This window comes from Aeromonas sp. QDB31 (assembly GCF_027707605.1).
GTDB classification, from domain to species: Bacteria; Pseudomonadota; Gammaproteobacteria; order Enterobacterales; family Aeromonadaceae; genus Aeromonas; species Aeromonas media.
The window spans coordinates 13790-35161 of sequence record NZ_JAPCIX010000027.1; the positions used below are offsets into that span (position 1 = coordinate 13790).

At 59.4% G+C, this 21372-nt stretch carries 22 protein-coding genes; 11 read left to right on the forward strand and 11 right to left on the reverse strand.

The window, feature by feature from the left end:
- Position 1: 1 nt before the first annotated feature.
- On the reverse strand, positions 2-628 hold the full coding sequence (gene lexA / locus PG898_RS18670; RefSeq protein WP_005331106.1) for a transcriptional repressor LexA: 627 nt from the start codon (positions 626-628) through the stop codon (positions 2-4).
- Positions 629-832: 204 nt separating this feature from the next.
- On the opposite strand from lexA, the gene plsB reads away from it, so the two are divergent.
- Positions 833-3256 carry a glycerol-3-phosphate 1-O-acyltransferase PlsB gene (gene plsB / locus PG898_RS18675; RefSeq protein WP_270824827.1) on the forward strand — a complete coding sequence of 808 codons (2424 nt, stop codon included), beginning with the start codon at positions 833-835 and terminating at the stop codon, positions 3254-3256.
- A 61-nt stretch (positions 3257-3317) separates the two neighbouring features.
- Here the strand turns inward: plsB and ubiA are convergent, their stop codons facing one another.
- Together ubiA and PG898_RS18685 are read right to left on the reverse strand one after the other, a co-directional pair.
- Complete coding sequence (gene ubiA, locus PG898_RS18680) at positions 3318-4181, reverse strand: 4-hydroxybenzoate octaprenyltransferase (protein WP_270824828.1); 864 nt, start codon at positions 4179-4181, stop codon at positions 3318-3320.
- Positions 4178-4729, reverse strand: a complete 552-nt coding sequence (locus tag PG898_RS18685) for a chorismate--pyruvate lyase family protein (RefSeq protein ID WP_270824829.1) — start codon at positions 4727-4729, stop codon at positions 4178-4180. Before PG898_RS18685 ends, ubiA begins: the two co-directional genes overlap by 4 nt.
- Before the next feature lie 145 nt (positions 4730-4874).
- Here PG898_RS18685 and PG898_RS18690 point away from each other — a divergent pair, with 145 nt between their 5' ends.
- Both PG898_RS18690 and PG898_RS18695 read left to right on the forward strand, forming a co-directional pair.
- Positions 4875-5309 (forward strand): flagellar basal body-associated FliL family protein, encoded by a 435-nt coding sequence (locus PG898_RS18690; RefSeq protein WP_270824830.1) that lies wholly within the window; start codon positions 4875-4877, stop codon positions 5307-5309.
- A 15-nt stretch (positions 5310-5324) separates the two neighbouring features.
- Positions 5325-5555 carry a hypothetical protein gene (locus tag PG898_RS18695; protein ID WP_270824844.1) on the forward strand — a complete coding sequence of 77 codons (231 nt, stop codon included), beginning with the start codon at positions 5325-5327 and terminating at the stop codon, positions 5553-5555.
- Positions 5556-5603: 48 nt separating this feature from the next.
- On the opposite strand, the gene PG898_RS18700 is transcribed toward PG898_RS18695, so the two are convergent.
- The 4 genes from PG898_RS18700 to PG898_RS18715 all read right to left on the reverse strand — a co-directional run bounded on the left by PG898_RS18700 (position 5604) and on the right by PG898_RS18715 (position 8355).
- Positions 5604-5948: a DUF2799 domain-containing protein gene (locus PG898_RS18700; RefSeq protein ID WP_374396862.1), complete on the reverse strand. Its 345-nt coding sequence runs from the start codon at positions 5946-5948 to the stop codon at positions 5604-5606.
- A gap of 178 nt (positions 5949-6126) precedes the next feature.
- Positions 6127-6249, reverse strand: a complete 123-nt coding sequence (locus tag PG898_RS18705) for a hypothetical protein (RefSeq protein WP_081934617.1) — start codon at positions 6247-6249, stop codon at positions 6127-6129.
- A gap of 72 nt (positions 6250-6321) precedes the next feature.
- Entirely contained in the window at positions 6322-7302 is a 981-nt protein-coding gene (acuI, locus tag PG898_RS18710; protein ID WP_270824831.1) for an acrylyl-CoA reductase (NADPH), read from the reverse strand.
- 30 nt (positions 7303-7332) lie between these two features.
- Positions 7333-8355: a LacI family DNA-binding transcriptional regulator gene (locus PG898_RS18715; RefSeq protein WP_270824832.1), complete on the reverse strand. Its 1023-nt coding sequence runs from the start codon at positions 8353-8355 to the stop codon at positions 7333-7335.
- Positions 8356-8607: 252 nt separating this feature from the next.
- Between PG898_RS18715 and PG898_RS18720 the strand changes: the two genes are divergently transcribed.
- The 4 genes from PG898_RS18720 to PG898_RS18735 all read left to right on the forward strand — a co-directional run bounded on the left by PG898_RS18720 (position 8608) and on the right by PG898_RS18735 (position 11909).
- The gene (locus PG898_RS18720) at positions 8608-9051 is read left to right on the forward strand and encodes a PTS sugar transporter subunit IIA (protein WP_041212111.1); all 444 of its coding nucleotides are present in this window, start codon (positions 8608-8610) and stop codon (positions 9049-9051) included.
- A 32-nt stretch (positions 9052-9083) separates the two neighbouring features.
- Complete coding sequence (locus tag PG898_RS18725; protein ID WP_016349013.1) at positions 9084-9371, forward strand: PTS sugar transporter subunit IIB; 288 nt, start codon at positions 9084-9086, stop codon at positions 9369-9371.
- A gap of 61 nt (positions 9372-9432) precedes the next feature.
- Complete coding sequence (locus tag PG898_RS18730; RefSeq protein ID WP_270824833.1) at positions 9433-10689, forward strand: PTS ascorbate transporter subunit IIC; 1257 nt, start codon at positions 9433-9435, stop codon at positions 10687-10689.
- Between the two features lie 203 nt (positions 10690-10892).
- Positions 10893-11909 carry a glycosyltransferase family 9 protein gene (locus PG898_RS18735; protein ID WP_333563618.1) on the forward strand — a complete coding sequence of 339 codons (1017 nt, stop codon included), beginning with the start codon at positions 10893-10895 and terminating at the stop codon, positions 11907-11909.
- Between the two features lie 353 nt (positions 11910-12262).
- On the opposite strand, the gene PG898_RS18740 is transcribed toward PG898_RS18735, so the two are convergent.
- The 4 genes from PG898_RS18740 to rfaD are packed head-to-tail and all read right to left on the reverse strand — an operon-like array spanning position 12263 to position 17320.
- Positions 12263-13195 (reverse strand): glycosyltransferase family 2 protein, encoded by a 933-nt coding sequence (locus PG898_RS18740; RefSeq protein ID WP_270824834.1) that lies wholly within the window; start codon positions 13193-13195, stop codon positions 12263-12265.
- 58 nt (positions 13196-13253) lie between these two features.
- Positions 13254-14567 (reverse strand): O-antigen ligase family protein, encoded by a 1314-nt coding sequence (locus PG898_RS18745; protein WP_262113252.1) that lies wholly within the window; start codon positions 14565-14567, stop codon positions 13254-13256.
- Positions 14551-16311 (reverse strand): polysaccharide deacetylase family protein, encoded by a 1761-nt coding sequence (locus PG898_RS18750; protein WP_270824835.1) that lies wholly within the window; start codon positions 16309-16311, stop codon positions 14551-14553. The genes PG898_RS18745 and PG898_RS18750 overlap by 17 nt, the downstream gene beginning before the upstream one ends.
- Before the next feature lie 49 nt (positions 16312-16360).
- Complete coding sequence (gene rfaD / locus PG898_RS18755) at positions 16361-17320, reverse strand: ADP-glyceromanno-heptose 6-epimerase (protein WP_025325251.1); 960 nt, start codon at positions 17318-17320, stop codon at positions 16361-16363.
- 146 nt (positions 17321-17466) lie between these two features.
- On the opposite strand from rfaD, the gene PG898_RS18760 reads away from it, so the two are divergent.
- From PG898_RS18760 to PG898_RS18775, 4 genes are all read left to right on the forward strand, one after another.
- The gene (locus PG898_RS18760; RefSeq protein ID WP_025325250.1) at positions 17467-18111 is read left to right on the forward strand and encodes a TetR/AcrR family transcriptional regulator; all 645 of its coding nucleotides are present in this window, start codon (positions 17467-17469) and stop codon (positions 18109-18111) included.
- 184 nt (positions 18112-18295) lie between these two features.
- Entirely contained in the window at positions 18296-19486 is a 1191-nt protein-coding gene (locus PG898_RS18765; RefSeq protein WP_163150214.1) for a glycine C-acetyltransferase, read from the forward strand.
- An 89-nt stretch (positions 19487-19575) separates the two neighbouring features.
- Positions 19576-20601, forward strand: a complete 1026-nt coding sequence (gene tdh / locus PG898_RS18770; RefSeq protein WP_270824836.1) for an L-threonine 3-dehydrogenase — start codon at positions 19576-19578, stop codon at positions 20599-20601.
- Between the two features lie 274 nt (positions 20602-20875).
- Complete coding sequence (locus PG898_RS18775) at positions 20876-21328, forward strand: c-type cytochrome (protein ID WP_043132658.1); 453 nt, start codon at positions 20876-20878, stop codon at positions 21326-21328.
- Positions 21329-21372: the final 44 nt, after the last annotated feature.

Consider the following 21372-nt stretch of genomic DNA (forward strand, 5'->3'; position numbering starts at 1 on the left):
CCTACATCCAGTCGGCGTTGCGGATCACCCCGACCGCCAGCCCTTCGATGGTCAGATGCTGGCTGGAGAGATCCACCTCAATGGGGGAGAGATCTTCGTTTTCCGGCAGCAACCACACCTGGCTGCCCTTGCGCTGGAAGCGTTTGACGGTGACGTCTTCATCGAGACGCGCCACCACCACCTGGCCGTTGCGCACCTCCTGGGTCTTGTGCACCGCCAGCAGATCCCCGTCCATGATGCCGATGTTCTTCATGCTCATGCCCTGCACCCGCAGCAAGAAGTCTGCCCGCGGGTGGAACAGGGCGGGATCCACCTGATAGTGGCTCTCGATATGCTCCTGGGCCAGGATGGGCTCACCGGCGGCCACCTTGCCGATGAGCGGCAGGCCGCTCTCTTCTGCCGCAGCCTCCTCTTCCTCGAGCAGCAGACGGATGCCGCGGGAGGTGCCGGGCATGATCTCGATGACCCCTTTCTTGGCCAGGGCCTTCAGATGTTCCTCGGCCGCATTGGCCGACTTGAAGCCAAGCTTCTGGGCGATCTCGGCGCGAGTCGGCGGCATGCCGGTCTCGCTCATGTTCGCCTTGATAAGCTCCAGCACTTCAGCCTGGCGGGGGGTAAGGGGTTTCATAGCATAGGCACCTGTCTTTTTATACAGCACACTGGCAGTATATACAGTGCTGTGGCCAAGGCAAGGCGTTGCTGATATTTGTCCTCACCTTGTCGCAAAAATCCCGCACCTTCTATCCTGAAAAGGCACTCATCCTACCTCTCGGCGACAAGCCGTCGGTGATTTGCTATGCTCACGCCGCATTTTTTTGGAGAGCAGACGCACATGTCCCTTGGACAGAACATTTCCAGAGCCATCCTGCAATGGCCGGTCAGTGGCTTGGTCAATCACAAGAGCCTGCCGGAAAATCCCATCACGGAACTCAAGCTGGATCCGGCAAGACCCATCGTCTATGCCCTGAAGACCAGCTCGATCACCGACCTGATGACCCTGCAACAGTGCTGTGAGGATCTCGGCCTGCCCGGCCCGTTCACGCCGCTGGAGCTGGGTGGCCAGCTGCTGCCGCGCTACGTCTGTCTGGATCGTCCACCTCCCCTGTTTGGCACGCGCAACAAGCCGCTGCCCTTCCTGCAGGAGTTCCACCAGCTGCTGGACTTGCACAAGCAGGATCCCGAGCTGGATATCCAGGTGGTGCCCGTCACCCTGTTCTGGGGCCGCGCCCCCGGCCGGGAAGGCGAGGAAGCCTCAGGCTGGAACATCATCAGCAGTCTGGCCCCGAACCGGCTCAAGAAGGCGCTGATCGTGATTCTCAAGGGGCGTGAAAACCTGGTGCGCTTCTCCCCGCCGCTCTCATTGCGCTACATGGCGGACAAGCACGGCACCGACGAGGCCATCGCCCACAAGCTGGCGCGGGTGGCCCGCACCCACTTCAGCCGCCAGCAGCTCGCCGCCACAGGTCCCAAGCTGCCGAACCGCAACCTGCTGTTCAAGCAGTTGCTGGAGTCGAGCGTGATCCAGCAGGCCATCGAAGAAGAGGCCAGACGGGAGGGGATTAGCCTGGAGAAGGCGCAGAAGCGCGCCCATGGCTACATGGACGAGATCGCCTCCAACTTCTCCTTCCGGCTGATCCGCCTCGGGGAGACTTTCCTCGGCTGGCTCTGGAACAAGCTCTACCGCGGCCTCTCGGTCAACGGTGCCGAGCAGGTGCGCCAGCTGGCCCAGGAAGGGCACGAGATAGTCTACGTCCCCTGCCATCGCAGCCACATGGACTACCTGCTGCTCTCCTACGTCATCTATCACCAAGGCATGGTGCCGCCCCATATCGCGGCGGGCATCAACCTCAACTTCTGGCCGGCGGGCCCCATCTTCCGTCACGGCGGCGCCTTCTTCATCCGTCGCACCTTCAAGGGCAACCCGCTCTACAGCACGGTATTTCGTGAATACCTGAACCTGCTGTTCGCCAAGGGCTACTCGGTGGAGTTCTTCACCGAAGGGGGTCGCTCGCGCACCGGCCGCCTGCTGCCACCCAAGACCGGCATGCTAGCCATGACGCTACAGGCTATGATGCGCGGGCTGGACAGGCCGGTGACCCTGGTGCCCGTCTATCTGGGGTACGAGCACGTGATGGAGGTGAACACCTACCACAACGAGCTCAAGGGCAGCCGCAAGGAGAAGGAGAGCTTCCTGCAGGTGCTCGGCATACTGCGCAAGCTGCGCAACTATGGCCGGGGCTTCGTCAACTTCGGCGAGCCGCTGACCCTCAACAGCTACCTCGGCGAGCACGTGCCGCACTGGAAGGAGAGCATTGGCCGCGAGGAGCGCCCCGAGTGGATGGCCCCCACCGTCAACCAGCTGGCCGAGCTGATGATGACCCGCATCAACGATGCCGCCGCCGTCAACGGCCTGACTCTGAGTGCCCTGGCGCTGCTGGCCGCCGAGCGCCACGCCCTGACCCGGGACGAACTGCAGGCCCAGCTCAACACCTATCTTGACCTGCTCAAGCAGGTGCCCTATAGCACCCAGAGCACCCTGCCGGGTGAGGATGCGAAGACCCTGCTGGAGCAGGCCATGGAGCTCAACAAGTTCGAGGTGAGCGAGGACAAGCTCGGTCAGATAGTCAGCCTGGACCGCTATCAGGCGATCCTGCTGACCTACTACCGCAACAACATCCTCCACCTGTTCGCCCTGCCCTCCCTGGTGGCGGCCCTGATCGAACGCTGCGAGGGGATCTCCCGCGGCGAGATCGTCGCCCGCTGCATCGACATCTACCCGCTGCTCAAGACGGAGCTGTTCCTGCGCTACCAAGAGGACGAGCTGCCGGAGCTGGTCGATGCCCTGCTGGCCGAGCTGCAACGCCAGCAGCTGATCGAGGCGCGCGACGGCGGCTACTGGGTCAATCCGGGCAACCAGATGCGCCTGCTGCTGCTGGCCGAGAGCATTCAGGAGACGCTGCAACGCTACGCCATCGTGCTGACCCGGGTGCTGGCCCAGCCCCATATCGAGGCGGAGCAGTTGGAGGCGGACGGCCTGATGATGGCGGAGCGCCTCGGCACCCTGCACGGCATCAACGCCCCCGAGTTCTTCGACCAGAAGCTGTTCAGCACCCTGATCCACACCCTGCGCAGCGAAGGCTATCTGGATCCGGGCTGCAAGCCGGATCTCGGCCGCTTCCAGGCCCTGGCCGACAACATAGTGCCGCTGCTGAGCAACAAGATCCGCCGCACCATACAGGCGGGAAACCGGCTCTAACCACCATCTTACAGCCAACAAAAAGGCCGCATCATGCGGCCTTTTTTATCGACAGGGGTTCTCAAAGGTAGTGGGCGATAACCCCGAGCAGCACCAAGGCACCCACATAGTTGTTATTGAGGAACGCCTGGAAGCAGGCCTCCCGCTGGCGCTCCCGGATCAGCCGCTGCTGATAGACGAACAGCGCCGCCGCCCCCAGCAGCCCCCAGTAATAACCCGAGCCGAGCGCCATCAGCTGGCCCACCCCCAGCAGGATCAGCAGGGTTGCCAGTTGCAGCACGCCAATGATCCGCTTGTCGTGACGGCCAAACAGGATGGCGCTCGACTTGAGGCCGAGCTTGAGGTCATCGTCCCTGTCCACCATGGCATACTGGGTGTCGTAGGCGATGGTCCACAGCAGGTTGGCGAGAAACAGCAGCCAGGCCACGGGCGGCAGGGCATTGGCCTGGGCCGCATAGGCCATGGGAATGGACCAGGAGAACGCCATCCCGAGCACCAGCTGCGGTATGGGAATGAAGCGCTTCATGAAGGGATAGCAGACCGCCAGCAGCAGGCCGGCGAACGACAGGCCTATGGTGAGCGTGTTCAGGGTCAGCACCAGGGCGAACGAGATGAGCGCCAGCACGGCGAACAGGATCAGCACCTCCCGTTCGTCGACCCGGCCCATGGGCAGCGGCCGGCCGGCGGTGCGTTTCACGTGGCCGTCGAAGTTACGATCCGCATAGTCATTGATGACGCAGCCTGCCGAGCGCATCAGGAAAACCCCCACCACGAACACGGTCAGGATCCAGGGATCCGGCAGGCCGCCCGCCGCGAGACAGAGCGCCCACAGGGTCGGCCACAGCAGCAAGAGGGTGCCGATGGGCTTGTCGATGCGGGCCAACTGCACATAGGCCAGTCCCCGCTCCTTGGTTAACAGCTTCACTCCAGCTCCTTATGCGATGGCAGCGAATGAGACGATAGCGAGGGCAGGAAGAGTTCATGGACCAGCAAGGGCCACTGCCCCAGATAGAGACGAGAGCGGCGCCCCCAGACGGTGGCGGCCTGGCACCAAGGATTGCTCGCGATCTCGAAGCAGGCCAGTTGCAGGTGATCCCGCCGTGCCGGTGCATCACCGAAGATACGCTCCCCCAATGGCTGCTCCCCCAGATCCTGCAGACCGCCCGCCTGCAGCGCCGCCTCGGCAAACAGAGTCCAGCCCAGAATGGCCGGCCCATGATCACCGTGCAGGATAACCTCGCGGCAGATCCCCACGGGATCGGCAACGGCCACCAGCGTCTGCTCGTCCGCCCCCAGCGACACGCTGCGATTGCCGAGCAGTTGCACCGAGAGGTGACGATTGTAACGCCGCAGGCGCCGGGTCATGGAGTCTGCCTCCAGCAACCAGGGGCGCAGTGCCTCGGGGGGGTCACACTCTGCGGGTGCCCGCCAGGGGACGAGCTGGATCAGGGGAACAGTCAACTCGGACTTCACAGCTTCACCATCCGGAGATTTCCGTTGTCAGGTTAAAATCCGGTTTATTATCCGTAAATCAATGGCGAATTGTAAGAACATCCGTGCTTGACGGCCCCGATGGCAGCATCAAAAATGGGGCATCCGTCGCTGCCGAGCCATCTTGATGAAGATCTTCAGAATTCTGCTGGTGTTATCCCTGGGCTGTACCTTGTTGAATACCTACGCCTTCGCCAATGAGGACGCGGCCGCCGATCCGGCCTCCGCCGCCGTCCAGCCGGGATTCGCCTATCATGCGCTGGATCCGGACATCATCACCAACTACCTCGGCGATGGCAAAACCCTGGGGTATGTGCGGGTGACGGTGGAGCTGATGGCCGAAAATGCCGCCGATCTCAAGTTGCTGGAGCAGCACGACCCCCTGATCCGCGACGCCATCATCCGCCTGATTGGCAGCAAGACGGGCGCCCAGATCAAGTCCCTGGTGAGCCGGGAAGAGCTGCGCAAGGAGTGCGAGGGCAAGGTCAACGAACTGCTGGTCAGAGAGACCGGCAAGAAGGCGGTACGCGAGCTCATTTTCACCAAGTATCTTTATCAGTAATGAACAACGAGCAGGGTGCCGACCGGCAGTCTGCTCTCCCTACCGCTCCCATTCACTGTCGAGGAAGTCATCGCCATGGGCCACAAGACGCTGTGTGAATGGCGCCGTCACGAGATCCCCTCCGATCTCAAGACGCTGCGCAAGATACTGCGCAAACCCAAGTTCGTTTGCGGCAAGTGCGCCCGCAGCGCCAATGACAAGGACTACCTGTGCCAGCCGTTGCGTCTGAAGAACAAGGAGGAGTAGGTCCCCGCTTCTGCGGGGTCTGGGGAGAAATACTCGGCGGGCCGCGCCCTATTGATCGGTCCAGCCATGGCGGCCCTGCTCAACCAGGCGACGGGCCTGGACGTCATTGGGGCAGACGCCACGGTACTCCTCCCCCGATCGCCCGGCTAGATAGAGGTGCTCCGGGCGGCAATACCAGGCCAATCCCTTCTGGCGGCCCTGCTGCCACATGGCAACGTCCACCTTGTCGCCGCACTGGGTCTGGTGGAATGCCACCCTGTCATCGGCAAACCCCAGCTTGCCATCGGCTTCCCCGACGTCGCTCCACACCTTTTCGCAGGGATCGTCCGAGTTGGAGACACAGCCCCCGAGCAGGGTGGCACAGAGCATGATGACGAGTGAGCGCATAATCATCCTTGGACGTTGTTTGAGTGGTTTATGGCGTCTCTGGCCTGACGGGCATCCCTCTTCCCACAGCGCCATTTGAGCAGTTCATTCTAACCAGAGCCTCGCGCGGCAACCAAGGGGCATGCTGCCGAACGGACAAAAAATCGGGCGGGCCACCAGGCCCGCCCTCATGCGTTACAGGGAGTCACCGATCGTCGAGGGGGTCATAGTCCTGCCAGTCCTCGTCGTCCAGCTCCTCCAGCTCGTCTTCCCAGGATTCCGGCTCCCACTCATCGTCGAGCTCGAAATCCGGCGTCTGCGTACCCATGCTCATTCTCCTTGAGTAGTGCACCGGCCTTCAAAGTCTATCCAGAAACATGAGGCTCGCCAGTGGTTCCACTCAGAGCTTCACCAAGGTCCGGCCAGCCACCTGACCCAGGGTAATGGCCTCGGCGGCCTCCACCACCTGATCCAGCCCAATCTCGGTGACCGCCTGGGCGAAGAAGCTGGCGGGCAGATCCCGCGCCAGTCGCTGCCAGGCCAGTTGACGGCGCGCCAGCGGGCACATCACCGAATCCACTCCCTGCAACCGCACGTTGCGCAGGATGAAGGGCATGACGCTGGTCGGCAGATCGAAGCCACCCGCCAGGCCGCAGGCCGCCACGGCGCCGCCGTAGTTCATCTGGGCCAGCAGCTTGGCCAGCACCTGACTGCCGACGGTGTCGATAGCACCGGCCCACAGCTGTTTCTCCAGCGCCTTGGCAGGCTCCAGCAGTTCGCTGCGCGGCACTATGCGACTGGCGCCCAGCGCCGTCAGCATGGCGCCCTGCTCCTCGGGACGGCCAGTCAGGGCCGCAACGCGATAACCGAGCCTCGCCAGCAGGGCCACGGCAGTGGAGCCCACTCCGCCCGCCGCCCCTGTCACCAGGATCTCGCCACTCTCGGGGGTTATACCCGCCTCTTCCAGCGCCAGCACGCAGAGCATGGCGGTCAGACCGGCGGTGCCGATGCACATGGCCTGCCGCTCATCCAGCCCGGCCGGCAGCGGCACCAGCCAGTCGGCCTTGACTCGCGCCTGTTCGGCCATGCCGCCCCAGTGTCCCTCCCCCACACCCCAACCGGTCAGTACCACCTTGTCACCGCTCTGGTAACGGCTGTCGGCCGACTCCAGCACAGTGCCGACGAAGTCGATACCCGGCACCAGCGGCCACTGGCGCACTATCTTGCCCTTGCCAGTGATGGCCAGCCCGTCCTTGTAGTTGAGGGAGCTGTAGCTCACCGCCACCCGCACCTCCCCCGCCGGCAGCTGGCTCTCGGCCAGTTGGGTCAGGGTTGCCTTGGTCTTGCCATCTTGGTTGTCCAGTAACAGAGCCTTGAACATGCTTGCCTCTCGATGTTGTGGCGTCACCCATCAGGTGCTTTGACGCCTTTGCAGTTGAAAATCCAGGGTCAGGGCCAGGCCGGCCACCGTCTCGCCTGCCAGCTGACGCAGGATGAGATCGGCGGCCTCCTGGCCCATCTGGTGATAGGGGATGCGAACCGAGGTGAGGGCCGGGTAGCAGGCGCGCGCCACGTCCAGATCGTCGAAACCGGCGATGGCGAGCTTGCCCGGCACGTTCAGGTGGCGACGCTGGCATTCGAACAGTACCCCGGCCGCCAGCTCGTCGTTGACGCAGACCAGCGCATCCAGCTCGGGCCAGCGCAGCAGAAACTCCCCCAGCATGGCCGCCCCGGTGCTGAAGCTGGGTCGCTCCGAGGTGTTGATGATGGCGTCGGGGGAGAGGTAGTTGTCCAGCAGCGCCTTCTGCCAGCCCTGCATGCGCTGCTGCAGCATCCACTGCTCCTGGCGGGCGCAGAGAAAGCCGATATTGCGGTAGCCGCGCTCGATGAGGTGGCGGGTCAGCTGATAGCCCGCATCGAAGTTGGAGACCCCGACGTTCATGTCGATGGGGCTGCGGGCCATGGCCCCCACCTCCACCACCGGCAGGCGGGCCGCCTTCAGCCGCATGCGGATAGTCTCGCCGGGATCGCTGCCAAACAGCACCACGGCCGCCGGATTATGCTGCAGAAAGCTGGTCAGCAGGCTCTCTTCCTGCTGCTTCAGGTGCTGGGCATCCCCCAGCATGATCTGGTAGCCCTCGGCGAGCAGGGTCTGCTGCAGCCCGGCAATCATGTCACCGCAGGCGCGCTCCGCCAGTCTGGGGACGATGACCACTATGGTCTGGGAGGTAGCGGATGCCAGCGCCCCCGCCGCCCGATTGGGGATATAGCCGAGTTCATCCACCGCCGCCTCGATGCGCTCTCGCATCTTGTCTGACACCAGCTCGGGGGTGCGCAGGGCGCGCGACACCGTCATGGCTCCTACGCCAGCCAACTGGGCCACGTCGTTGAGGGTCACCCGACCCGTGCTGCGGCGTTTTTTCGCTTCTGACATCCTTTCCCTTCCTCGGCATGCGGGCATTCACTTTAAGGCAAAAGCGGGGCACTGACTATTTGCTCAAACCGGATTTTACCTTCTTTGAGGCCGATAAGGGGCAGGATGAATCCCTTCTGTGAGAGAAATGATAGCGCTATCACAGTTCGATGTTAGCGCTATCTGGTAGCGCTAACTTTCGCGATCAAGCTCACAGTTATCAAGAGGCAAGATCGCTAGATTGGCGTCATTCTATCCAGCCAGGACACTGCCATGCTGACCCAATTGCTGACCGAGGAGGTCATTTCCATCGAAGCGGGCGCCCGCGACTGGCGCCACGCCATCGAGCTGGCCACCGCCCCCCTGCTGGCCAACGGCGCCATAGAGCCCTCCTATGTGGCGGCGCTCTATCGCTCCCACGAGGAGCTCGGCCCCTACTACGTGCTGGGACCGGGCCTGGCCATGCCCCACGCCCGCCCGGAAGACGGCGTCAACCGGCTGGGACTGGCGCTGACCGTGCTGAAGGAGGGGGTCAACTTCGGCTCCGAGGGCAACGACCCGGTCCGGCTGCTGGTCACCCTTGCCGCCAGCGACAGCAACTCCCATGTGGAGACCATCGCCCAGCTGGCCGAGCTGTTCATGAATGAAGAAGACGTGGCAGCCATCATGGCGGCCACCAGCAAAGACGACATCCTGCGCATCCTGGCGCGTTATTGAGTGGCGCCCTGCGCCCGACAGAGGAAGAGAGCATGAAAATTCTGGTTGTATGCGGACACGGCCTGGGCACCAGCCTGATGATGGAGATGAGCATCAAGAGCATTCTCAAGGAGCTGGCCGTGACGGCCGAGGTGGATCACCGGGATCTCGCCTCCGCTGGCAGCGAGAGCGCCGAGATCTTTGTCGCCACCCGCGACATCGCCGAACAGCTGGTCAGCATGGGGGTCGACGGCCGGCTGGTATCCCTGGACAACATGGTCGACAAGGCCGCCATGAAAGAAAAACTCGCCATCGCCCTGCGCGAGCTGGGCGCACTCTAACCCCCTTTGCGACTGTCTGGGCGGCCGGTGAGCCGCCGCTTCCATCTGCTTGGAGCTGACCATGGAATTTTTCAATTTTCTGATGTTTGACGTGCTGTCGGAGCCGGCCGTGCTGGTTGGCCTCATCGCCCTCATCGGCCTGATCGCCCAGAAGAAACCGGTGACCGAGTGCATCAAAGGCACGGTCAAGACCATCATGGGCTTCGTCATCCTGGGGGCCGGCGCCACCCTGGTGGTGAACTCGCTGGGCGACTTCGCCACCATCTTCCAGCACGCCTTCGGCATCAAGGGGGTCGTCCCCAACAACGAGGCGATCGTCTCCATCGCCCAGCAGTCATTCGGCAAGGAGATGGCGATGATCATGTTCTTCGCCATGCTGGTGAACATCCTGATCGCCCGGCTCACCCCGTGGAAGTTCATCTTCCTGACCGGTCACCACACTCTGTTCATGTCGATGATGGTGGCGGCCATCCTCTCCGCCGGCGGCATGAGCGGCATCCCGCTCATCGCGGTGGGCAGCCTGGTGGTCGGCGTGACCATGGTGCTGTTCCCGGCCCTTGCTCACCCCTACATGAAACAGGTCACCGGCTCCGATGACGTGGCGCTCGGCCACTTCTCCACCTGCTCCTACGTGCTGGCCGGCTGGATCGGCGCCAAGTTCGGCAACAAGGCCCACAGCAGCGAAGAGGTGCAGGTACCCAAGAGCCTGCTGTTCCTGCGCGATACCCCGGTGGCCATCTCCTTCACCATGGGCATCATCTTCCTCATCACCTCTCTGTTTGCCGGTGCGGATTACGTATCGGAAGTCGCCAAGGGCAAGCACTGGTTCATGTTCTCCCTGATGCAGTCCATCACCTTCGCCGCCGGGGTCTACGTGATCCTGCAGGGGGTGCGGATGGTCATCGCCGAAATCGTGCCGGCCTTCAAGGGGATCTCCGACAAGCTGGTGCCCAACGCCAAGCCGGCTCTGGACTGCCCCATCGTCTTCCCCTACGCCCCCAATGCGGTGCTGATCGGCTTCCTGTCGAGCTTTGCCGCCGGTCTGGTGGGCATGGTGCTACTCTACCTGCTGGGGCTCACCGTCATCATTCCGGGGGTGGTGCCGCACTTCTTCGTCGGCGCGGCAGCCGGGGTGTTCGGCAACGCCACCGGCGGCCGTCGCGGTGCCCTGCTGGGGGCCTTCGCCAACGGCCTGCTGATCACCTTCCTGCCGGTGTTCCTGCTGCCGGTGCTGGGGGATCTCGGCTTTGCCAACACCACCTTCAGCGATGCCGACTTCGGCGTGGTGGGCATACTGCTGGGCCTGATAGTGCGCTGATGCCACTTCGTCCAGGCAGTCAGCAGGCGCGGTCTATGGGCCGCGCCTGTTCTTTGCAGCAACCCCACCCCATCGACGCCGAAAATATGTTCAAACACAGTGCGTTGGATCGGATTTTCAGCCCACAGCGGCAGCATCTGACGGGGGAGTGCGATATGCTGGTGCGCTGACGTTCCACCCCGACCTCACCCGAGGCCTCTTCCATGAAATACCTGGTAGTACAAACCAAACAGATAGGAGATGTGCTGATCTCCACCGCACTGTGCAACAACCTCAAACAGCACGACCCCGCCGGGGAGGTTCACTATCTGGTCATGGATTACTGCGCGGGGATGGCGGAGGGGAATCCCAACATAGATCGCTTGATCGTCATCGAGAAGGCGCGCCGCAACGAGTGGCGCTACATGAAGGAGTTGCTGCTGGGCATTCGCCGCGAGCGCTACGACGTGGTGATCAACAGCCAGGGCCAGATGATAGGCCTGCTCACCTGCCTCATCTCGGGGGCAAAACTGCGGATCGGCTTCGACTCCTTCCCCTGGCGACTCGGCCACAACCGCATAGTGCGCTTTCGCCATGACACCGAACATCAGGGCAACAGCACCCTGGTGGATGACAGATTCTCGCTGCTAAAGCCTCTGGGGCTCGCCAAAGAGGATCGCAACTACTATCTCTGGCTGAGTGAAGAGGAGAAGCAGCGGGGACGGGAGACACTGCAGGCCACCGGCATAGATCCGGGCAGGCCGCTGATCGCCATGGGGGTCAACTCCCTTGGGCACTACAAGCGCTGGCCCATCGACTGTTTCGCCGAAGTCGCACGCTGGCTGATAGAGCAGCACCACGCCCAGATCCTGATCTACTGCGGGCCGGGGGAGGAAGAGTACAACCGCAGCCTGAAGCCCTTGCTGCCCGCCGCGCTGCAGGCCAGCGTGTTTGACCACATACAGACCCGCTCGGTGCGGGAGCTCGCGGGCATCTTCGCCCATTGCCAGCTGTTCGTCGGCAACGACACAGGCCCTCGGCATATGGCGCAGGCGCTGGACATACCGCTGCTGACCATAGTCTCTCCCCTGGGGCACTCCGCCATTGCCAATCCCGTCTCTCATCCTCGCTATCAGTTCATCAACACCGACCACCAGGATCCGGAGCGGGAAATCTTGAATGTGCAGGAGAGACTGGCCACATTCTGTGCTGAGCTAGGAATAGCTCATGACAATGAATAAATAATCGGCTACAGAAGTATGCCCCGCCAGTAACGCAATTTATGGTCTAGACCTTTAATTCGTTGCTGGTTATGGCCATGCCACCCGAAAACTAGTTTCACCACCACCGATATGATTGAATGACTCTCGTACTCGGAACGATAGATTGACGCTAGAAACTTGGTTAAATATAGTGGACTATATGTGATTATTCTTTCGTAATCTGTTGGAATAATTACATTATATCTCAGCTGATTTTAATGTCACTTTCTATAGTTTATTTAAACACAGGCCATGTTTTAAGAAAATAGTCTATTTAAGATCACCCCCTAGTAGCTCATCCATTGTTAAATGATATTAATTTTCAAGCCTCGTTACTTATGTCTTAAGGAATGAGACAGTGATGACCTCATGATAATAGCCAAGAATAGCTTAAATCTGGCTGGTTTTTTACATGATTTGATGAGTTCCTTGATAAGAAATCTAAACTTAAGAGCTTTTGCAGATAAAAAATTATAATTTTTATCGAAAAAATAAAATAAAGACCTGTAAAACTCTATTTCTATGTCTAGATTTCTATTCGTACTCCCACCACCATAATGAATTATCTTTGCATCAGGAACAAAAAATATATTCATTTTTTCTTTCTTCATTCTAATGCAGATATCCTCTTCCTCACAGTAAAGGAAGAAATTAGGATCTAGACCTCCAATTTTAAAATAATCGGATGCGCGAAAAAACATTGATGCTCCACTACCCATTTGGACACTAAATGGAGTTTTATATTCCATCTTCCTATCCATATATTCTGATGGTTTTAACATTCGACATAATCCGTTGCCAAACCACTGATTAGCTACTGATGGTAAATAGGCAAAGGATGGATGATATATACCATCTTTATTATACTGAGATGGTATACACAGCGATACGTCTGGATTATCCTCCATAAATGAATGAAGTATATCAAGCGCACCCTCATCCACTAGCGTATCATTGTTAAGAACAAATATGTACTCTCCTTTTGCTGCTGATATTCCAAATATATTTCCAAGAGCAAACCCGAAATTATTATAATTTTCTATAAAGTGTATTTTATCATTATTGTTAATTTTCAAATAATCAATAATTACACCACGTTCATCCGCGTTTGAGTTGTTATCAACCACTATTATTTCATAGTTCTGATATGAGCTACTCAATATACTATCTATGCAATCCATTGTGTATTTAGACGAATTGTAATTTAAAATCACAATTGAAATAGAAACCCCCACTCTATACCTCTCTAATTTTAATGATCGCATTATTCATTAGATTAACCACACCAAGAAGCTGTATAACTCCCTATTTGGTGCTATTAACTTATTCGTTTTCATTTTTCTTAAAAACAATGGATGCAGCTATAACCAAGGATGAGACAAAGAAAGTAATACCAGAGTTGTGACCGAAAAATGCCTGACTGAGGCAGTAATCAATCGATGAAAAAATGGTGACAATAAGCAATGCAGCTCCACAATGCATATCAGCATCATGGGGTTGACGCAATCGTCGCTTTACCAGGAATAGAGGGGTAAGTAGCATAATCAGTAGGGCGCCAAGACCGATAACACCGCGCTTGGCCATTTCATCAAGGAATTGGTTATGAGCATGGGAATTGAAGTTATAGATAAACTGGCTTATTTCCCCCCGTGCCAGCTGTGCCTTCTGTGACGCCCTGACTCCATGGTTTCCCCAGCCAAACAGCGGTTTCTCGGTAAAGCTCTGCCAGGCGCTCTGCCAAAGCTGGAACCTGATCCCCAGAGATGTGTTGAGGTTGGTTTTGTCAAGATATTGGCTGATATCGTGTTGAGTCTGCTCGATTCGAGCCTCCACACCACTCTGCGGCTGAGCTATGAGCCCTCCCCCACATAGCAAGATACCGGCAATCATAGCGATTGCTCTCTTGCGATAGAGGCTCTCTTTGAACAACATTCCAATAGTTAGCAAAATAACAGGTAGCAATACCCAGCCTCCGCGGGTACCTGAAAGGAAACTCGCGCCCATCCCGGCGAAAGCCCCCAATAGCATAAGGAGCGAGAAGGCCAATTTCCCTTTCTTTTGTGCCCAAAACATACCACAGAGGCAAAAAAGCCCCAACGACATGGCAATATTACCGCTTTGAATTGGCATCACATCATCAAATGCCCGCCCATAGCCCAAGATAAACTTGTCATAAATAGCGGAACCAAATGCCAGCAGTGCCCCTACACCACAGCCTGATAAAAATAGAGGAAGACGCACCGGCACAAAGGCTAATAAGGGAAGCATAGCTGCCGCCATCACTGCCCGGCTGGCCCGGTCAACCTCGCTTATTCTACCGCCATCCAGCCAGATGGATATCGCCATGACTGTAAAATAGAGCAGAAAGCCGAGCCCGATAAGCTTGAACTCTTTGCTCAATCTCAACGTCGAACGTTTCGTGACAATAAAGTAGAGACTTGCCAGAAGCAACAGTGCGGGGCCGTAGGAGTAACCACTGGGTATCACCAGTGCCAGTGCGCCAAATAGAAAGGCTGACAGTTGAACCATCAGCGGCAATACTTGACCCTGACGCCACCAGCAAGGGCTTATCTTATCCGACGGGTTGGTGTTTAACGGTATACTTTTCTCTACCACTTCTTTATTTCCTGAAGACATAATTACCCCTGATCTTGCGCCACAACCCGAACATGTCGGTGCGGGGGAAGATGGCGATCCGGCGGATCTGGAGCGGATCCCGATGCATGGCCCTGGGGCCGCTGTTGGTGGCCACAGCATAGCGGTAGCCGGCGGCGCAGGCCTCGGCTTTCGCGCTCTCGTTCAGATCCCCGTAAGGGTAGGCAAACGACAGGAGCGGATGGCCAAGCAGCCGTTCCAGCCTCTCCTTGTTGGCCCGGATCTCGCGCGCCTGCTGCTCGGGAGCCAGCGTGCTGAGGCGCGGATGGGTCAGGGTATGTCCCCCTATCTCCACGTGACCAGAGGCCCCCAGCGCCCTTATCTCATCGCCATTCATCAGGGCCACCGGCGTATCGGGGTGGGTCGGGTGCTCCACGTCCCAGCGATTGTGATCCTCGCCTGTCACTATGTACACCACCGCCTTGTAACCATATTTTTCCAGCAGAGGCAGCATGCGGGTGAGGTTGTCACGATAACCGTCGTCGACGGTGATCATCAGGTACTTCTTGCCGTATTGCAGCCGATGGATGAAGCCCTTGTCCACCAGATCCGCGAAGGTCAACGTCTCGTAGCCGAGCCACTTCATCAGCTTGAGGTGTTTCTCGAACATGGCGACGGGCAGCCAGGTGCCGTGCACTCCCTTCTCGCTCTCATGCTCGATGAAGCGGTGATACATGATGACCGGCATCTCCCGGCGCAGGGTCTCGACCACGGCATCCTGATAGATGGACTCGAGTCCGCTCACCACCAGCTGCAAGTCATACTCCTGCCGGATCCGCTGACGCAGGCTGTCCGGCACCTGCTTGCTGGCCAGCGCCGGGGCTATCTGTCCCTTCAGCGCGGCAAAATCGATCGCCAGATCCTGGGGCCCTATGTCACCGAAGTTGCTGGCCAGCGCCTCGTCCAGATTCTGTTCGGTCACCAGCCCTATGGCCTTGGCCTCGCCGATGGCGAAGGCGGGGCGGCCGCACAGCAGGGCCTCCATCGCCACCCGGCCGGCACCGATCACCAGATCGCACTGCGCCAGCAGGGCGGGCACATCGTCCACATAGCCGACGAAATCGACCTTGTCCTGGAAGCGCGCAAAGCGCTCCGGCACCCGGGTACCGCTGACGACACGGACTTGGCAGGCGTCCAGATCCAGTACCTCGTCCAGCAGGCGATAGCAGAGCTCCCCCTTGGGGCCGCTCAGTCGGCCTATGATGGCGATCACCGGCCTGACGTTGTCCGGTGCCGGCACAGGCTGGAACCTGTCGGTCTCTATGCCGTTGCGCAGCACTTGCACCATGGCAGGGTCCACCCCCAGGTTGTCGATGATCTGGCAGGCTATATCTTCGCACACCGCCACCGCCCGATAGCCGAGGGCATGAAACGCCTTGCGGGAGGCATGCACCGGCTGACGGCCATGAACTGTGGTGATCATGGGGGTGCCGGTCAGCTTGCAGGCCACATAACTGCTCCAACCGGAGGCGCGGGAGTGGGCATGAACCAGCTGGATGTGGTGCTTTCTGATGAGATAGATGAGGTAAAACACATGCCAGAAGCGGCGCAGTATGCTGCGCTTGTTGAACCTCAGCTTGAAGACGGGCCCTTGCGTGGGCTTGGTCAGGGTATCTGACACGTAAAAGACGTTGTGACCACGCCGGGTCAGCTCGTTGCCGACCGTGGTGGCATAGACCTCAGCTCCCGTGACTTCGAGCTGGGAGAGTGCCATCAATATGTTCATGCAAGCGCATCCGATCGACGGGCGGCCAGGGCCGCCCGTCAGAGGGGGATCAAGCCCGGTTCAACCAGGCCATGTAATCGGCCACGCCTTCGGCGACAGTCTTGAACTCGCCGTCATAACCGACGCCACGCAAGCGGGTCAGATCGGCCTGGGTGAAGCTCTGATAGCGACCCTTGAGGTGATCCGGGAAGGGGATGTACTCGATGGCGCCTTGCTGATGATGCTTGATCACGGCCTCGGCCACGTTCTGGAACGGCTCAGCACGGCCGGTACCGCAGTTGAAGATGCCGGAGTGCTGCGGGTTCTGCCAGAACCAGAGGTTCACCTTGCAGACGTCGTCCACATAGATGAAGTCGCGCATCTGGCCGCCATCCGGGAAGCCGTCACAGCCCTCGAACAGCTTGGGATTGTCACCCTGCTTCACCTGGTTGTTGAGGTGGAAGGCGACGGAAGCCATGGAGCCCTTGTGCTGCTCGCGCGGGCCGTAGACGTTGAAGTATTTCAGGCCCACGACCTGGGAGTCGATCTCCGGCAGCCAGCGGCGCACGTATTGATCGAACAGCTGCTTGGAGTAGCCATAGACGTTGAGGGGCTGCTCGAACTTGGGATCTTCGATGAAGTTGTCGTTGCGGCCGCCATAGGTCGCGGCGGAGGAGGCATAGATGAAGGGAATTTCCCGCTCGATGCAGTAGTGGAACAGATCCTTGGAGTACTCGTAGTTGACCTCCATGATGAACTTGCCGTTCCACTCTGTAGTCGCGGAGCAGGCACCTTCGTGGAAGATCACCTCGATGCCGCCATCCCACTCTTCAAACTCGTCACCGGAGACGATCCGCGCCTGGAACTCGTCCTTGTCCATGTAATCGGCGATGGTGAGATCGACCAGGTTGACGAACTTGGTGCCGTCGGTCAGGTCGTCGATGACCACGATATCGGTCCGTCCTTGAGCGTTCAGCTGCTTGACCAGATTGCTGCCGATAAAGCCAGCACCGCCAGTTACTACGATCATGGAGTTTGCCTCGCGTACGTTGATGGCCCCGTGTGACTGCCTGTTAAAGCTGTGTATAGTGGGCCAATTTGAAATTGCCGAAAAGTTTATCACGGGCCGCCAGGGGATTCGACCTCGGCGCACAGGGCCCGGCAGAGGGATCAGTGATGAAGACCAGAGACAGGATCATCCACAGCGCCACCGAGCTGTTCAACGATCAGGGTGAACGCAACATCACCACCAACCACATTGCCGCCCATCTCGGCATCAGCCCGGGCAACCTCTATTACCACTTCCGCAATAAAGAAGACATCATCCACTCCATCTTCGATCAATACGCCCGCCACCTGAGCGAGAGCTTCACGCCGGCCCGCAGCCACGAGATCAAGCTGGAAGATCTGATGGGTTATCTGGATGCCATCTTCTATCTGATGTGGCAGTTCCGCTTCTTCTACGCCAACCTGCCGGACATCCTGAGTCGCGACGAACCCTTGCAGCACAAGTACCTCAAGGCCCAGGAGCAGCTGCGCGCCGCCGTGGAAGCGCTGCTGAGAAGCCTGCGCGAGGGCGGCATCATAGACGTCAGCGACGAAGACCTGCCGGATCTGGGCCAGACCATCAAGATGGTGGTCACCTGCTGGATCCCCTTCCAGATTGCCCAGGCACCCCATACCCGCATCACCAAGCCCTTGCTTTATCAGGGGGTCTTGCGGGTGCTCTTCCTGCTACGCCCCTATGTGCAACCCCAGGTGATCGCCCAGATCCGCCAACTGGAGCAGCACTACCACCAACTGGCCCAACCAGCAGGGTGAGATCTGTTTCACAATTGTTGAATATCAGCATAATAATTTGAATTGGTGCGCAACGATTGCAGTAAAATGTTGCCCATTCCAGGGTCTGTCGACGTTTCGTCACGACCGCGACGACGTCAGTCCGTGCACCTCGCACGGCCCAAGATCCTGATAACACAGTCGACACAGTCAATGAGGACCGAGGATGTCTAACGGATTCTATCGTCACCTGGCCGAACAGCTCGAACAGGTCAAGGCGGAAGGGCTATACAAGCAGGAACGCATCATCACCTCGGCTCAGCAGGCCCAGATTGCGGTGGGCGGCGAGCAGGTTCTGAACTTCTGTGCCAACAACTACCTGGGGCTGGCCAACCACCCGGATCTTATCGCCGCCGCCCATCAGGGGCTCGACAGCCACGGCTTCGGCATGGCTTCGGTACGCTTCATCTGCGGTACCCAGGACCAGCACAAGGCGCTGGAGCAGAAACTGTCCGCCTTCCTCGGCACCGAGGACAGCATCCTCTACTCCTCCTGCTTCGATGCCAACGGCGGTCTGTTCGAGACCTTGTTCGGCGCCGAAGACGCCATCATCTCCGATGCGCTCAACCACGCCTCCATCATCGACGGCGTACGGCTGTGCAAGGCCAGGCGCTATCGCTACGCCAACAACGACATGGCCGAGTTGGAAGCCCAGCTCAAGCAGGCCAATGCCGACGGCGCCCGCTTCAAGCTGATCGCCACCGACGGTGTCTTCTCCATGGACGGTGTCATCGCCGACCTCAAATCCATCTGCGATCTGGCCGACAAATACGACGCCCTGGTGATGGTGGATGACTCCCACGCGGTGGGCTTCATCGGCGAGAACGGCCGTGGCACCCACGAATACTGCGGCGTGCTGGACAGGGTCGACATCATCACAGGCACCCTGGGCAAGGCGCTCGGCGGCGCCTCCGGCGGCTACACCTCTGGCAAGAAAGAGGTGATCGACTGGCTGCGTCAGCGCTCCCGTCCCTACCTCTTCTCCAACTCCCTGGCCCCCTCCATCGTCTCGGCCACCATCAAGGTGATCGACATGCTAGCCGAGGGTCACGCGCTGCGGGCCAGCCTGAAAGCGAACAGCGAGTATTTCCGCACCCGGATGAGCGCCGCCGGTTTCACCCTGGCCGGTGCCGATCACGCAATCATCCCTGTCATGCTGGGGGATGCCAAGCTGGCCGCCGAGATGGCGAGCCGCATGCTGGCGGCCGGCATCTACGTGGTGGGCTTCTCCTTCCCCGTGGTGCCCAAGGGCCAGGCCCGCATCCGTACCCAGATGTCTGCCGCCCATACCCGCGAGCAGCTGGACAAGGCCATCGATGCCTTCATCCGCATCGGCCGCGAGCTCGGTGTGATTTGATCACATGGCTAGCTGATTAAAACGGGGGCCAAGGTTGGGCCCCATTTTATTACCCTCTGTACCCGGCACAGCGCCGTGAGGAATCTGTCATGAAAGCACTCTCCAAACTCAAATCCGAAGCCGGCATCTGGATGACGGACGTCCCGGCCCCCGAGCTCGGCCACAACGATCTGCTGATCAAGATCCGCAAGACCGCCATCTGCGGCACCGACATGCACATCTACAACTGGGATGAGTGGGCCCAGAAGACCATACCCGTGCCCATGGTGGTCGGTCATGAGTACGTGGGAGAGGTGGTCGCCGTCGGCCAGGAAGTGCGCGGCTTCGCCATCGGCGATCGCGTCTCAGGCGAAGGCCACATCACCTGCGGCCACTGCCGCAACTGCCGCGCCGGTCGCACCCACCTGTGCCGCAACACCATAGGGGTCGGCGTCAACCGCCCGGGCTCCTTCGCCGAATACCTGGTGATCCCGGCCTTCAACGCCTTCAAGCTGCCGGACAACATCCCCGATGAACTGGCCGCCATCTTCGATCCGTTCGGCAACGCCGTGCACACCGCCCTCTCCTTCGATCTGGTGGGTGAAGACGTGCTCATCACCGGCGCCGGCCCCATCGGCATCATGGCTGCCGCCGTCTGCCGCCATGTGGGTGCCCGTCACGTGGTGATCACCGACGTCAACGAATACCGCCTCGAATTGGCCCGCAAGATGGGCGCCACCCGCGCCGTCAACGTGGCCAAGGAGAAACTCTCCGATGTGATGGACGAGCTCGGCATGACCGAAGGCTTCGATGTGGGGCTGGAGATGTCCGGCGTGCCCAGCGCCTTCCAGGACATGATCGACAAGATGAACCACGGCGGCAAGATTGCCATGCTCGGCATTCCCCCCTCCACCATGGCCATCGACTGGAACAAGGTGATCTTCAAGGGCCTGTTTATCAAAGGGATCTATGGTCGCGAGATGTTCGAGACCTGGTACAAGATGGCCAGCCTCATCCAGTCAGGCCTGGATCTCAGCCCCATCATCACCCATCACTTCCACATCGATGACTTCCAGCAGGGCTTCGAAGTCATGGGGTCAGGCAAGTCCGGCAAGGTGATCCTGAACTGGGATTGAGAAGCCTGGACAACGGCTTGTGGATGTCAGGTGCGAAGGCCCGGTCCGGCACCAGGATCCTGAGTGGAAACAAGTCAGCCTTTTTCACGGCTGATTGCAAAAACCCGGCGAAAGCCGGGTTTCTTTTTGCTCTTGCCTTGCCTGCGGCCACTGCCGCCGCAGAAACTTTGTTCGCAGATTGCTTAACACTTCACACACAAGCGTTTAAATGCCTGTAACTATTCGGTTATAATCCCGTCGTTTTCTAGGGATAATAAGAGCCTGCTGGGAGTACATGAGCGTGTTGAAAAAACTGAGCTATTTGCTGGCTGCCGGGATGGCTGCCGCCACCCTGTCCGGCGCCGTCTTTGCCGCCGATGAGATGTCGACGGAAGCCATCGCCGAGCGCATAGCACCGGTCGGTCAGGTCTACACCGCCAAGGATCTGGAAGGCATTGCGACGGCCGCGGCCGCCCCGGCTGCTGCCTCGTCCGGTCCCCGTGATGGCGAGACTGTGTTCAAGGGCGCCTGCTTTGCCTGCCATGATACCGGCGCGGCCGGTGCGCCCAAGCGCGGGGACAAGGCCGCCTGGGAACCACGCATTGCCCAGGGGTTCGAGACCCTGCGCAAGCATGCCATCGAAGGCTTCACCGGCAAAGCTGGCATGATGCCGGCACGGGGAACCTGCGCAGCCTGTAGTGACGAAGAGATCGAAAACGCCATTCACTACATGATCGACAAGCTCTAAGTGGTTGAAAGGGCTCCTATTGCAGCCCTTTAAATCCAATCACT